Origin of the sequence: Marinobacter sp. G11, from assembly GCF_021282325.1 — a bacterium.
Classification (GTDB): Bacteria; Pseudomonadota; Gammaproteobacteria; order Pseudomonadales; family Oleiphilaceae; genus Marinobacter; species Marinobacter vinifirmus.
In genome coordinates this window covers 95272-108190 of sequence record NZ_JAJSPB010000005.1, presented here as the reverse complement: position 1 = coordinate 108190, position 12919 = coordinate 95272, and the positions used below count along the sequence as shown (strand labels likewise).

The window sequence follows — 12919 nt, the reverse complement described above, 5'->3', positions numbered from 1 at the left end:
GGTTATTCGCTGTCTTCCTCGATGCGCAGCCGGTCGGCGGCGTCTTCGAGGGCGGCCAGTATGGCCTTGCGCTCTCTCTCGGTAATCTTTTCCGAATCCATATACATGGCAAATCCGCTGTGCTCGTGTTCCATGAAGCTGCGGTGCGGGCCCATGTCGCGGCGGAAGTCCACCACTTCATAGATTGGCACCGGCTTGGCAAAGCCTTTAACCGTGATCTCGCCCTTGTCGCGGCACATGATGCGATCTTTCACCAGCGAGAAGGTTTCATAGGAAATCAGGATTTCGCCGGAATCCGCCAGGGACTCCAGGCGGCTGGCGAGGTTTACTTCCTTGCCGATGATGGTGTAGTCCATGCGGTTTTCAGCGCCGAAGTTGCCGACGGTGGTGTAGCCGGTGCTGATGCCCATACGGATCTGTAACGGTGTCTTGATACCCTGGCTTCGCCACTTCTGGCGCATGATCTTCATGTGCTTGCGCATCTCGATGGCCATGGATACGCAGGCAAAGGCATCTTCTCTCTGGCCCCGGCTGGTGGGGTCGCCGAAAAAGACCATGATGGAATCGCCAACGAACTTGTCGATGGTGCCACCGTATTTCAGGGCCACTTCCGACATTTCGTTGAAGTAATGGTTGAGCAGTTCGGTCAGTGCTTCCGGCTCCATTTCTTCGGAGAGTTCGGTAAAGCCCTTGATGTCCGAGAAGAAAATAGCGAGTTTTTTGCGCTGGGTTTCAAGCCGGACATCCCGCTCGCCGGTAAAGATGGATTGCCAGACCTGGGGCGACAGGTATTTGGAAAGCTTGTGCGACAGGGCAATGGATTGCTCCCGCTGGTTTTGGATCTGGGTTTTGGCCAGGAGCAGGGCGCGGGCTTGCTGGTGGGAATAGTACGCGGTAACACAAATATAGGTGCCGGTTGCGAACACCGAGACCAGGCTGGTCAGCAGTGGCGACTGGAAGCTTTCGGCAACACCGAAGCTGGCAACCGACACAGCCGTGGCGGCGCCCATCAACAAGGTGCCTACCAGCCATTGGCGTGTGCCACCGACAATCAGGCAGCTGAACATCAGCATAAGCACGGTGGATACCGCAGGAATGGCGACTAATCCGATCATTCCGATAAAGCCACCGCCGATCACGCAATCCAGGAACAGCATTTTCTGCCGGATGCGGGGTGATCGTCTCAGAAAGGTGCGACGGGATATCAGGTGTGCGGCGTGGGGCCAGAGCATGGTGCCCGCGACCAGCCAAAGCATCCAGCCCGGGAAGATACCTTGCAGCACGCCGGTAATAATAATGGCAGTGTTGACACCGTACCCGAGAATCCGGCCGCTGTAATCCGGCATAGGCGGAATAGCCACGGTTTCGTGGCTGGAGAGGTCGCCATGCACAACTTTTCCGGCGGACCCGGTAGCGTTGCGTAATTCTGCCGGTGCGTTCATCATTTCAGAGCCTGGCCCCAAGCACAGATTCAGACACGGAGTTGCTAAAATTCTTTTGGTCGCTCATTGTGTGCTGCCGGTTTTTTGTAGTTTTGAAGTGAGCTAACACTGAAGGTTAGCAGTATTACGTATAAGCCACAATTCTTACAGGTGTCTATGAGCTCTGTTACCCGCTTTCTGCTTGACCGTGCCTCCGAGCCCCGCCTGGAGGCCCCGGCTCCGCCCAGGGATGTTCTCGAGCAGGCTTTCCAGTGTGCAGCAAGGGCCCCGGACCATGCCTTGTTGCGGCCCTGGCGCTACCTGGTGATAGAGGGTGAGGCGCTGGAGGCCCTTGGCGAGCTGTTCGCCTCTGCCTGCCCGGAAACCGCCAGTGAGCAGGAAGTCGAAAAATCCCGTAAAGCACCGCTGAGGGCTCCGATGGTGATTGTCGGGATTGCCTCACCGCAACATCATCCCAAGGTACCGGAAGTAGAGCAGGTGATGTCTGCTGCCACCGGCATGGCATTTATCGGCCTGGCATTGCGCGATGCGGGTTACGGCGGCATGTGGCGCACCGGCCCGGTTACCTACCATGCCCAGGTGCATCGTGGCCTTGGGCTGGCGGAAGGCGAATCGATAGTCGGCTTTCTGTATGCGGGTACTGTGGTGCAGGAAAAGCCACCCGTGCCACGGCCGGAAACCCGTGAATTTGTTGAAAATTGGCAAGCGCCGGGGCAGCTTGCATCCTGGGATGAATGATCGGTTGCTTTCAGAATCAGGGTCAGTATAATCCTCCCACTCTCCGATGGCGGCGTGGTGAAATTGGTAGACACGACGGATTCAAAATCCGTTGGGGTAAAACCCGTGGCGGTTCGAGTCCGCCCGCCGCTACCACTTATTGGCCGCAACCTGCGGCGTCGTGAATAGCCCGGCCCATGAACGTCTCTGATTTCCACTTTGACCTGCCGGACGAGCTCATCGCCCGTTACCCGCTCAAACAACGCAGTGCATCCCGTTTACTGAATCTCGATGGCCCTACCGGCCACACCCGGCACCTTCGTTTTACTGACCTGCCTGACCTGCTTCAGCCTGGCGACCTTCTGGTGTTCAATAATACCCGTGTTATTCCCGCGCGCCTGTTCGGCCAGAAGGAGACCGGTGGCCGGGTAGAGGTGCTGGTTGAGCGAGTGGTCGGTGAACACGAAATCCTGGCCCACACCCGTTCTTCAAAGTCTCCCAAGCCGGGGCAGCGGGTGTTGCTTGAGGATGGCACGGCCCTGCTTATGACCGGTCGGGAAGATGCCCTGTTCCGCTTTGTCTGCGAGAGCGAAGAACCCATTCTTGATGTGCTCGAGCGCATTGGCCACATGCCGTTGCCTCCTTATATGGAGCGGGATGACGATCAGTCAGACCGGGAGCGTTACCAGACCGTCTACGCCAAGGAGGCGGGTGCCGTGGCGGCGCCTACCGCCGGGCTTCACTTTGACGATGACCTGCTGGGGCTACTGAAAGAAAAGGGCGTTGAGTTTGCCTACGTCACCTTGCACGTAGGCGCCGGTACCTTTCAGCCGGTTCGGGTGGATAACGTCAAAGACCACGTGATGCACAGTGAGGTTGCCCACGTTCCCCAGGAAACGGTAGATGCCGTGAATCAGGCCCGCGCCAGGGGCGGTCGGGTAGTGGCGGTGGGCACCACCTCGGTACGCTCGCTGGAATCCGCCAGTCAGAACGGCGTGCTGTCGGCCTTTCGGGGTGAAACCGATATCTTTATCTATCCCGGCTATCGTTTTCAGACGGTGGACGCGATGGTCACCAATTTCCATTTGCCGGAGTCCACGCTGATCATGCTGGTTAGTGCGTTTTCCGGCTATGAACATATTATGTCTGCTTATCGTGAGGCGGTTCAGGAGCGTTACCGGTTTTTCAGCTACGGTGATGCCATGTTCCTGACCGGCCAGCAGCCAAGCCTTGGGCGCCAGGCTGCGTCTGGCCAAGCCGATACTGATCAACCGGAATCCCGTGGAGAATCCCTGTGAGTAATTCCTGTTTCATGAGCTTCGAGAAACTTGGAGAAGATGGCAAGGCCCGGCGTGGCCGCCTGACCTTCCCCAGGGGAACGGTCGAGACGCCGGCGTTCATGCCGGTGGGCACCTACGGTACCGTCAAGGGCATGTTGCCCCGGGACATCAAGGAAATCGGTGCGGAAATCATTCTGGGCAACACCTTCCACCTGATGCTCCGGCCGGGTACGGAAGTGGTCAAGGCCCATGGTGACCTGCACGACTTCACCCAGTGGCAGGGGCCGATCCTCACGGACTCCGGCGGTTTCCAGGTATTCAGTCTGGGCGAAATGCGCAAGATCACCGAGCAGGGCGTAACCTTCCGTTCACCGGTGGATGGCTCGAAAGTGGAGTTGTCGCCGGAGATTGCCATTGGCGTGCAGCGGGACCTGGGCTCGGATATCGTCATGATTTTTGACGAGTGTACGCCTTATCCTGCCACCGAGAAGCAGGCGAAGGAATCCATGGAGTTGTCCCTGCGCTGGGCAGAAAGAAGCAAGAATGCCCATGAGGGTAATCCTGCGGCACTGTTCGGAATCGTTCAGGGTGGCATGTATGAATCCCTGCGGGACCGCTCGCTGGAAGGGTTGACTAATATCGGGTTTGACGGCTATGCCATTGGTGGCCTGTCGGTAGGGGAGCCGAAGGAAGACATGATCCGCATTCTGGATCATCTGCCGCCCAAGATGCCGGAAGACAAGCCCCGCTACCTGATGGGCGTGGGTCGCCCGGAAGATATTGTTGAGGCCGTGCGCCGCGGTGTCGATATGTTCGACTGTGTAATGCCCACCCGGAATGCCCGTAACGGTTACCTGTTCACCTCAACCGGTATCGTGAAGATTCGCAATGCCAAGAACCGGCACGACACCGGGCCCCTGGACGAGCGGTGTGACTGTTACACCTGCCAGAATTTCTCGAAGAGTTACCTGCACCATCTGGACAAGTGTGGTGAAATGCTGGGCTCTCAGCTCAATACCATCCACAATCTGCGCTTTTACCAGAACCTGATGAGCGGATTGCGTGGCGCCATTGAAGCAGGTACATTGTCCGACTTTGTAAGCGAATTCTATGCCTTACGCGGCGAAAGTGTGCCGCCGCTGGGCGATTCCTGATCAAGTTTTACACCTAGACAAGTCAATAAACGGAGAACCTGAATGAAATCAATCAAACTGCTCATCGCCGGTCTGCTGTCTCTGATGCCTGCATTGGCCATGGCTCAGGATCCGGGCGCCCAGGGTATGAGCGTGATGGGTCAGATCATCTTCTTCGCAGGCTTTATCCTGATCTTCTACTTCCTGATCTGGCGCCCGCAGTCCAAGCGTGCAAAAGAGCACAAAGCTCTGATGTCCGGCCTGAACAAGGGGGACGAAGTTGTTACTTCCGGCGGCGTAGCCGGTCGCATTACCAAGGTTGCGGACGACTTCATCGTTCTGGAAGTGTCCGATAACGTAGAAATCAAGGTTCAGAAAGTAGCTGTAGCAGCCGCCCTGCCGAAGGGTACGCTGAAGGATATCTGAGCTGGTCAGGCGCCGGCGCCCTGTGGCGCCGGCTGATTCATACTGGCTGACACACCAAGACCGGCGACCAGTCGGCTCAAAGGGATCCCATGCTGAACAAGTATCCTCTCTGGAAAAATCTGGTGATCGTGTTTGCACTGGTCATCGGGTTTATTTACGCCTTACCCAATTTTTTCCCCGACGACTACGCCATCCAGATCACCGGCGCCCGTGGTAGCACCGAGGTAGACCAGCGTGTGCTCGACCGCGCACTTGGCGAACTCGAAAGCCGCGGTATCGAAGTCAAATCCAGCCTTCTAGAAGAGCGGGACGCACTGATTCGCCTGACCAGTTCCGATGACCAGTTGCGGGCGAGGCCGGCAGTGCAGGCGGCCCTGGGTCGGGAATACCTGGTGGCCCTGAACATGGCTCCGTCGACTCCCGGTTGGCTGCAGAGTCTGGGTGCCGGCCCCATGAAGTTGGGCCTGGATCTTCGCGGCGGTGTTCACTTCCTGCTGGAAGTGGATATGGAAACAGCGGTTAACCAGCGCCTTGAGGCCCTGTCAGGCCAGATCAAGCGGGATATGCGGGAAGAGCGCATCCGCTACCGGGGCGGTGACGTGGGCGAGAACCGCAACATCATCCTGAGTTTCCGCGATTCGGAGACTCGGGCGGAAGCATTCACGCTGATTCGTGACAACTACAACGAATTCCTGCTCGACGAGAGCACCGAGGGTGGTGAATTCCTGATTTCGCTCGCCCTTTCTGAAGCCGAAGTTCGTAATATCCAGGAATACGCCCTGGAGCAGAACCTGACCACTATCCGTAACCGGGTAAACGAACTGGGTGTTGCCGAGCCGCTGGTACAGCGCCAGGGCGCGAGCCGGATTATCGTGGAGCTGCCGGGCGTGCAGGATACGGCGCAGGCCAAGCGGGTTCTGGGGGCTACGGCTAACCTGGAATTCCGGATGGAAGCACGCCAGGACACCGCCTCTGCCGAAACCGAGCAGTTTAGCTTCCGGGATGAGCCTAATCGTTCAGCCCGCCTGGAGCGGGACGTTATTGCGACCGGTAACAACGTGGCAAATGCCCAGCAGGCGTTCGACGAGAACGGTCAGCCGCAGGTTAACATCACCATGGATTCTGTGGGTGGTGACCTGATGAACCGCGCGACCCGCAATAACATCGGTCGCCGGATGGCGGTGCTGTTTATTGAGTACCGTACCGAGACCGAAACCCGCGAAGTCGATGGCGAGATTGTCGAGACCGAAAAGCGCGTAGTAGAGAAGGGCTTGATCAGCCTGGCAACGGTGCAGTCTGCCCTGGGCAGCAGCTTCCGTATCACCGGCCTGGATTCCATTCCCGAAGCTGCGGAACTCGCACTGCTGCTGCGTGCCGGTGCACTGGCGGCGCCGATGTACTTTGTGCAGGAGCGGACCATCGGGCCAAGCCTGGGTCAGAAGAACATCGATGCCGGCCTGATGTCGGTAATGATCGGTTTTGCCCTGGTCCTGATCTACATGGCGCTCTTCTATCGTGGCTTCGGCATGATGGCCAACGTGGCGCTGACCCTCAACCTGATGTTGCTGGTGGCGTGTATGTCGATACTTTCGGCCACCCTGACGCTGCCGGGTATTGCCGGTATCGTTCTGACGGTGGGTATGGCCGTCGATGCCAATGTGCTTATCTTTGAGCGAATAAAGGAAGAGCTGAAATCGGGCGTGCCGCCACAAAGTGCGATCAACTCCGGTTACAGTCGCGCCTTTGTATCCATTTTCGATGCCAACATCACCACGCTGCTGGTGGCGGTGATTCTGTTCGCTATGGGCTCCGGCCCGGTCAAGGGCTTCGCCGTTACCCTGTGTATCGGTATCCTGACCTCCATGTTTACCGGCCTGATGGTCGGGCGCAGCATGGTGAACCTGGTGTATGGCGGCCGCAGGGTCGAGAAACTTTCGATCGGAGGGAAGCTGGCCAATGGCTGATACCGAAAAGCAACCGTTTGACTTCATGGGCTTCCGAAAGATTGCTTCGGTGCTCTCTATCGCCCTGGTAATTGCGTCTATTGCGTTGCTGGGCATTCGCGGCCTCAATCTCGGCATGGACTTTACCGGCGGCACCTCCGTCGAGTTCGAATATGCCGAGGCTCCGAGCCTTGATGAAATCCGTACCCAGCTGACGGAAGCCGGCTACGAGCAGTTCTCGGTGCAGAACTTCGGGGCTGACACCATCGTGCTGATCCGCATGGCGGAAGCAGGTAACGATGAGCTGGCGAACGAGGTGACCGAGGTGCTGTCACGCACGGGCGCCGAGCTGGAGCTGGTGAGTTCCGAGTTTGTCGGCTCCCAGGTGGGTGACGAGCTGAAAGAAGACAGTGGTCTGGGGCTGTTGATTGCGCTGGCCGTAGTACTGATCTACGTCGGTATGCGTTTCCAGTTCAAGTTCGGTATCGCCTCGGTGATTCCGCTTGCCCACGATGTGTTGATTGTGCTGGGTGTGTTCGCGCTGTTCCAGTGGACCTTTGACCTGACTGTTCTGGCAGCCTTGCTGGCCATTATCGGTTACTCCCTGAACGACACCATCGTCGTGGCGGACCGTATCCGGGAGAATTTCCGGAAAATGCGGGTAGGGGAGCCGTGGGATATCATCAACCAGTCCATCCACGAGACCATCACTCGTACGATCAACACCTCCGGCACGACGCTGGTGGTGCTGATTGCGCTCTATTTCCTCGGGGGTGAGGCGATCAACAACTTCGCCCTGGCCCTGATGATCGGTGTGGTTGTGGGTACCTATTCCTCCATCTATGTGTCTGCGAACATGCTGATGGTGATGGGTGTAACCCGCGAAGACCTGATGGTGCCTGCAAAGGAAGGTGACGGAGACGAGGCGGAGGAAGAGCAGCCGCCCGAGTGGTTGAATCGCATGTAATGCTTGCCTGCCGGGCCTTGTGGCCCGGCATAAAAAAACCGCCAACCCGAAAGGGTGGCGGTTTTTTTTGTGCCCGGTAAATTTACCGTGGCAGGCGACCCCGGAAGGGGTGCAGTACTTTCAGGACTTCGCGGAACAGTTTCGGGTTCGCCACAATCAGCTGACGGGCGTTGCCAGCCGAGGGATTACCGGAAAAGTCGCCGGTCAGTGCGCCGGATTCCATAGCCAGGGTAACCCCGAGGTCGAGGTCAGCTGCGGCAGGGCGGAAGATAACGGCTGCATCCAGCAGGCCGGCGGAAACCCGGGCAATATCCAGGACCACGCAGCCGGAGGTGCGGAACATGGCGGTTTCGCTGGCCAGTGTTGCGGCCATTTCGCCCCATACCATCGGATCATCGCCCTGACGGGTCTGGTCCAGGAGGTTGGTAGAGATTGCAGCCTTGGCCGGCATTTTTACATCGGAAGCCCGCACGCGGCGGCTGTTCAGGGCAGCACCGTGGCCGCGGCTGGCGGAGTATTCCTCGCCGGTCACCGGGTTAACCAGTAGCAGGTTCTCGGTGCGGTTGTTCTTTTTCTGGGACAGGGCCAGGGCGAACTCGGGAATGCCCCGTACAAAGTTCTCACGCCCCAGAACCGGGAAAATGTGCCAGCTTTTATCGCTACCGTTGGCATCAGCCTCGCCCATCGGAGCGATGGTGTGGTCTTTGTAGGCCTTTTCAAGCTGTTCGGCAAAGTTGTCGTAAATGGACTGCTCAACCCGTTCCAGCTGGCGCAGGCGGTCAGACTCATCTTTACCGTTAGGTTCCTGGCGCTCGAAGTGGGCTTTCAGGTAGTCGGATCCCTGGCGGGCAACGCGCAGGGCCATTTTGATTGCTGGTTGCATCTGAGTGTTCATTATCCGGGTGTGTTAAGGCCGGCTATCATAGCAAAAACTCCCTTCGCTTGTACGTTTTTTGGCTCAGGAAATCCACGGATACCATGGGATTCGGGCGAAGTTGCGGGATTTCCGGAGAGCGGAAACGGTCGGGTTTCTGCTATCATGCGGCTCTTTTTCGCGAATGTACGACCAGTCACAGGCCCCACGAACATGCACAAGCACGCAATGCCGCAGGAAGGAAGCGACACTTTCAACGATCAGGTCCGGATTGTTCTGGTTGAAACCTCCCACTCCGGAAATATCGGTGCGGTAGCCCGGGCGATGAAGAATATGGGGCTGGGGAATCTCTGGCTGGTGAATCCTTCGTCTTTCCCCGATGAAGCCTCCTACGCTCGTTCGGCCGGTGCTTCCGATGTGCTTGACCGGGCCCGGGTGGTTTCTTCGCTGGATGAAGCCCTGGCGGACTGCATCCTGGTGATGGGCACCAGCGCCCGCGGCCGCAAGGTACCCTGGCCGGTGATGGCGCCTCCGCAGGCGGCGGCCATGGCTTCAGAGCACAGTGCGAAGGGGCGGGTAGCCCTGGTATTTGGCAGGGAGAATCACGGGCTGTCGAACGACGAACTTCAGCGTTGCCACTATCATATCCATATTCCGTCGAACCCTGATTACAGTTCGCTGAACCTGGCCATGGCGGTTCAGGTGATATGCTATGAACTGCGCATGCAGTACCTGCGGGGTCTTGAAGAGGGCGAGTCCAGCGCCTACCTTGAGGCTATGGTAGCGCCGGGGGATAACGGCTGGGATGTGCCGCCGGCAACAGTGAATGATGTGGAAGGGTTCTTTGGCCACCTCGAGCAGGTGCTGGTGGATGTGAATTTTCATCGCCGTGACAATCCGCGTCAGTTAATGAGCAGGTTAAGGCGGCTGTTCCAGCGGGCACGGATGGATGAAATGGAAATAAACATCCTGAGAGGCGTACTCTCTGCAGTCCAGAAGGCCGCCGGAACCCAGCAAAGTGGTAAGAAGCATAAACCAACGGCGGAACCCTCCGCAGACGAAGGGCGGGAATAAGGTCATGTTCGAGCGATTAAGGGAAGACATCAACAGCGTATTCCGCCGGGATCCGGCGGCACGGAACACCTTCGAGGTGCTTACCAACTATCCCGGGTTGCATGCCTTGTTGTTCCACCGGCTGGCTCACTGGCTCTGGAACCTGGGGCTGAAGTGGCTGGCCCGAACCCTGTCTACCCTGGCCCGCTGGTTTACCGGTATCGAGATTCATCCGGGCGCAACCATTGGCCGGCGGTTTTTTATTGATCATGGTATGGGCGTGGTTATCGGCGAAACCACTGTTATCGGTGACGACGTCACCCTGTATCAGGGGGTTACTCTGGGCGGTACCAGCTGGAATAAAGGCAAGCGCCATCCCACCATCGGAAATGGTGTGGTAGTTGGTGCCGGTGCCAAGATCCTGGGGCCGTTTGAAGTGGGAGAGGGCGCTAAGGTGGGGTCCAATTCCGTGGTGACCAAGGCGGTGCCTGCGGGCGCGACCGTCGTTGGCATTCCTGGCCGGGTGATTGTGAAGCGTCAGGGCGAAGATGATGTCCGTCGCAAGCAGATGGAAGAGCGGATGGGCTTCGATGCCTACGGGGTTACCGAAGAAATGCCGGATCCTGTGGCCAGGGCCATGCGTTCGCTGCTGGATCACATGCACGCGGTGGACGATCGCATCGAAAGCATGTGCAAGGCCATTCGCAAGGTGAACAGCGAATACCAGAACGGCGAGTTGCCACCTTTGCACGAGGAAGATTTTGACTGCGTGCGGGACGAAACCGACGCCGACGGAAAAGGCTGAATACTTGACTGTTTTAGTTGGTCAATTCATACTTCCGCATGCATATCGCGATTCATTCCCATTAACGGGGCTGAAATTATGAAGCTGACCACCAAAGGCCGCTACGCTGTAACGGCGATGCTTGACCTGGCCCTGCACGGAGCCCAGGGGCCGGTAAGCCTTGCAGATATTTCAGCCCGGCAGGAAATCTCCCTCTCGTATCTCGAGCAGCTGTTCTCCCGCTTGCGCCGTCATAGCCTGGTGGTGAGCGTGCGGGGCCCGGGTGGTGGCTATCGTCTGAGCCGCTCTGCCGATGACGTTTATGTCGCGGAAGTGGTGGATGCGGTCAGCGAATCCCTGGATACCACCCGTTGCGGTAATAAAGGCGACTGCCAGAATGGCGAAAAGTGCCTTACCCACCATTTGTGGTCAGACCTGAGCAGCCAGATTCATCAGTTTCTCAGCGAAATCAGCCTGGGCGACCTGATGCGAAAACACGAAATCCGCCAGGTGGCGGACCGCCAGAACCGTAAACAGTCTGATGGCGATCCGGATACCATCAATACCCGGCGTTTGATTGACCAGGCTCCGGCCTGATAACCGACACTTCCTTTGACTATGAAAACACCCGTATATCTTGATTATGCGGCGACGACGCCCGTTGATCCTGCCGTTGCCGATGAGATGGTCAAATATCTGACCATTGATGGAGTTTTTGGCAACCCCGCGTCTCGCTCCCACGGATACGGCTGGCAAGCCGAGGCCGCTGTTGAAGGTGCCCGCCGCCAGGTAGCCGACCTTATCCATGCCGACCCCAGGGAGATTGTCTGGACCTCCGGGGCAACGGAATCGGACAACCTTGCCATTAAAGGTGCCGTAGCCGGCCGGGCCAGTGCCCACGTGATTACATCGACGATCGAGCACAAGGCAGTTATTGATACCTGCAAGTGGCTGGAGCAACAGGGCGTAGAGGTTACCTGGCTGGCGCCGGAAGCCGACGGGCGTATTTCGGTTGAGGCGGTGGCGGGTGCACTCAGGGAAAACACCGTACTGGTGAGCCTGATGCTGGTGAACAATGAGCTGGGTTGTATTACCGATACGGCTGCAATCGGCGAACTGTTGCGTAACCGTGGCGTGTTGTTTCACGTGGACGCCGCGCAGGCCGCCGGAAAGATGCCGGTCGATGTCGCCGCACTGAATGTCGACCTGATGTCGCTTTCCGGACATAAGGTTTACGGCCCGAAAGGTGTTGGTGCGTTGTATGTGCGTCGGTCTCCAGAGGTCAGCATCGAGGCCCAGATGCATGGTGGCGGCCACGAGCGGGGCATGCGCTCCGGTACTTTGCCTACCCACCAGATTGCCGGCATGGGGAAGGCTTTCGAGCTGGCCGGGCAAGGACTGTCTGACGAACTTATGCGCCTTGAAGCCCTGCGCGAGCGCTTTCTGGGCGGGCTGGAGTCGCTTTCCGGCGTTCATTTCAACGGCAGCCGGGAACATCGGGTGCCGGGCATTGTCAACCTATCCTTTGAGGGTGTTGAAGCCGAGTCCCTGATGCTGGGCTTGCGGCAGGTGGCGGTGTCATCCGGTTCTGCCTGTGCTTCGGCTACGGTAGAGCCCTCGTTTGTGCTGCGTGGCATTGGCGTGAGTGACGAGCTGGCTCATCGGGCATTAAGATTTTCCTTCGGGCGGTTCACCACCGATGAAGAAATCGACTTTGCCGTGGAGCAGATTGTGCAGGTTGTGTCCCGACTTCGTACGGTGCGGTAGGCAGTTGCACTCGGACTGCGTATAATCGCACCCCTGAATTTTTACCCTAACCAGACTGGAGAAACATCATGGCAAACGAGCGCACGCTCTCTATCATCAAGCCCGACGCGGTCGCCAAGAACGTTATCGGCGAAATCTACAGCCGTTTTGAAAAAGCCGACCTGAAAATCGTTGCGGCCAAAATGATGCACCTGACCCAGGAGCAGGCCGAAGGTTTCTACGCCGAGCACAAAGAGCGCCCGTTCTTTAACGACCTGGTTGCTTTCATGACTTCCGGTCCGGTTGTTGTGCAGGTTCTGGAAGGCGAAGGCGCCATCCTGAAGAACCGTGAGCTGATGGGTGCAACCAACCCGAAAGAAGCCGACGCCGGCACTATCCGTGCAGACTTCGCTTCTTCCATCGACGCAAACGCCGTTCACGGCTCCGACTCTGCAGCTTCTGCCGAGCGCGAAATTGCGTATTTCTTCTCCGACAACGAAATCTGCCCGCGCGGCTGATGTTGTCTGTTCAGGGGCAGCTTACGGCTGCCCCTG

Annotated in this window: 13 protein-coding genes and 1 tRNA gene; 12 read left to right on the top strand and 2 right to left on the bottom strand. The window is 57.9% G+C overall.

Annotated features, from left to right (window positions below; translation table 11 throughout):
- Positions 1-2: 2 nt before the first annotated feature.
- Positions 3-1445, bottom strand: coding sequence for an adenylate/guanylate cyclase domain-containing protein (locus LWH94_RS05090; protein WP_058340522.1), 1443 nt, complete (start codon positions 1443-1445; stop codon positions 3-5).
- Positions 1446-1598: 153 nt separating this feature from the next.
- On the opposite strand from LWH94_RS05090, the gene LWH94_RS05085 reads away from it, so the two are divergent.
- The 7 genes from LWH94_RS05085 (at position 1599) to secF (ending at position 7908) form a co-directional block, all read left to right on the top strand.
- Positions 1599-2180: a nitroreductase family protein gene (locus tag LWH94_RS05085; protein ID WP_094625048.1), complete on the top strand. Its 582-nt coding sequence runs from the start codon at positions 1599-1601 to the stop codon at positions 2178-2180.
- A 48-nt stretch (positions 2181-2228) separates the two neighbouring features.
- A tRNA-Leu gene (locus LWH94_RS05080) sits at positions 2229-2315 on the top strand.
- A 41-nt stretch (positions 2316-2356) separates the two neighbouring features.
- Positions 2357-3457: a tRNA preQ1(34) S-adenosylmethionine ribosyltransferase-isomerase QueA gene (queA, locus tag LWH94_RS05075; RefSeq protein ID WP_094625049.1), complete on the top strand. Its 1101-nt coding sequence runs from the start codon at positions 2357-2359 to the stop codon at positions 3455-3457.
- 14 nt (positions 3458-3471) lie between these two features.
- Positions 3472-4593, top strand: coding sequence for a tRNA guanosine(34) transglycosylase Tgt (gene tgt, locus LWH94_RS05070; RefSeq protein ID WP_094625137.1), 1122 nt, complete (start codon positions 3472-3474; stop codon positions 4591-4593).
- A gap of 99 nt (positions 4594-4692) precedes the next feature.
- Positions 4693-4998, top strand: coding sequence for a preprotein translocase subunit YajC (gene yajC, locus LWH94_RS05065; RefSeq protein WP_227498326.1), 306 nt, complete (start codon positions 4693-4695; stop codon positions 4996-4998).
- A gap of 89 nt (positions 4999-5087) precedes the next feature.
- Positions 5088-6962 carry a protein translocase subunit SecD gene (gene secD / locus LWH94_RS05060; protein WP_094625050.1) on the top strand — a complete coding sequence of 625 codons (1875 nt, stop codon included), beginning with the start codon at positions 5088-5090 and terminating at the stop codon, positions 6960-6962.
- Positions 6955-7908: a protein translocase subunit SecF gene (gene secF, locus LWH94_RS05055; RefSeq protein WP_232901450.1), complete on the top strand. Its 954-nt coding sequence runs from the start codon at positions 6955-6957 to the stop codon at positions 7906-7908. The genes secD and secF overlap by 8 nt, the downstream gene beginning before the upstream one ends.
- Positions 7909-7990: 82 nt before the next feature.
- On the opposite strand, the gene LWH94_RS05050 is transcribed toward secF, so the two are convergent.
- The gene (locus LWH94_RS05050; protein WP_232901449.1) at positions 7991-8791 is read right to left on the bottom strand and encodes an inositol monophosphatase family protein; all 801 of its coding nucleotides are present in this window, start codon (positions 8789-8791) and stop codon (positions 7991-7993) included.
- Positions 8792-8995: 204 nt separating this feature from the next.
- On the opposite strand from LWH94_RS05050, the gene trmJ reads away from it, so the two are divergent.
- From trmJ to ndk, 5 genes are all read left to right on the top strand, one after another.
- Complete coding sequence (gene trmJ / locus LWH94_RS05045) at positions 8996-9856, top strand: tRNA (cytosine(32)/uridine(32)-2'-O)-methyltransferase TrmJ (protein ID WP_094625052.1); 861 nt, start codon at positions 8996-8998, stop codon at positions 9854-9856.
- A gap of 4 nt (positions 9857-9860) precedes the next feature.
- Complete coding sequence (cysE, locus tag LWH94_RS05040; protein ID WP_232901448.1) at positions 9861-10640, top strand: serine O-acetyltransferase; 780 nt, start codon at positions 9861-9863, stop codon at positions 10638-10640.
- A 78-nt stretch (positions 10641-10718) separates the two neighbouring features.
- On the top strand, positions 10719-11216 hold the full coding sequence (gene iscR / locus LWH94_RS05035; RefSeq protein WP_022989203.1) for a Fe-S cluster assembly transcriptional regulator IscR: 498 nt from the start codon (positions 10719-10721) through the stop codon (positions 11214-11216).
- Between the two features lie 21 nt (positions 11217-11237).
- Positions 11238-12386: an IscS subfamily cysteine desulfurase gene (locus LWH94_RS05030; RefSeq protein ID WP_058340528.1), complete on the top strand. Its 1149-nt coding sequence runs from the start codon at positions 11238-11240 to the stop codon at positions 12384-12386.
- Between the two features lie 68 nt (positions 12387-12454).
- Complete coding sequence (ndk, locus tag LWH94_RS05025) at positions 12455-12883, top strand: nucleoside-diphosphate kinase (protein ID WP_022989205.1); 429 nt, start codon at positions 12455-12457, stop codon at positions 12881-12883.
- The last annotated feature ends 36 nt before the right edge of the window (positions 12884-12919 follow it).

Bases quoted from the DNA above. Each gene is read 5' to 3' on its own strand.
- LWH94_RS05090 (WP_058340522.1), bottom strand. From the start codon at position 1,445: ATGATGAACGCACCGGCAGAATTACGCAACGCTACCGGGTCCGCCGGA.
- LWH94_RS05085 (WP_094625048.1), top strand. From the start codon at position 1,599: ATGAGCTCTGTTACCCGCTTTCTGCTTGACCGTGCCTCCGAGCCCCGC.
- queA (WP_094625049.1), top strand. From the start codon at position 2,357: ATGAACGTCTCTGATTTCCACTTTGACCTGCCGGACGAGCTCATCGCC.
- tgt (WP_094625137.1), top strand. From the start codon at position 3,472: ATGAGCTTCGAGAAACTTGGAGAAGATGGCAAGGCCCGGCGTGGCCGC.
- yajC (WP_227498326.1), top strand. From the start codon at position 4,693: ATGGCTCAGGATCCGGGCGCCCAGGGTATGAGCGTGATGGGTCAGATC.
- secD (WP_094625050.1), top strand. From the start codon at position 5,088: ATGCTGAACAAGTATCCTCTCTGGAAAAATCTGGTGATCGTGTTTGCA.
- secF (WP_232901450.1), top strand. From the start codon at position 6,955: ATGGCTGATACCGAAAAGCAACCGTTTGACTTCATGGGCTTCCGAAAG.
- LWH94_RS05050 (WP_232901449.1), bottom strand. From the start codon at position 8,791: ATGCAACCAGCAATCAAAATGGCCCTGCGCGTTGCCCGCCAGGGATCC.
- trmJ (WP_094625052.1), top strand. From the start codon at position 8,996: ATGCACAAGCACGCAATGCCGCAGGAAGGAAGCGACACTTTCAACGAT.
- cysE (WP_232901448.1), top strand. From the start codon at position 9,861: ATGTTCGAGCGATTAAGGGAAGACATCAACAGCGTATTCCGCCGGGAT.
- iscR (WP_022989203.1), top strand. From the start codon at position 10,719: ATGAAGCTGACCACCAAAGGCCGCTACGCTGTAACGGCGATGCTTGAC.
- LWH94_RS05030 (WP_058340528.1), top strand. From the start codon at position 11,238: ATGAAAACACCCGTATATCTTGATTATGCGGCGACGACGCCCGTTGAT.
- ndk (WP_022989205.1), top strand. From the start codon at position 12,455: ATGGCAAACGAGCGCACGCTCTCTATCATCAAGCCCGACGCGGTCGCC.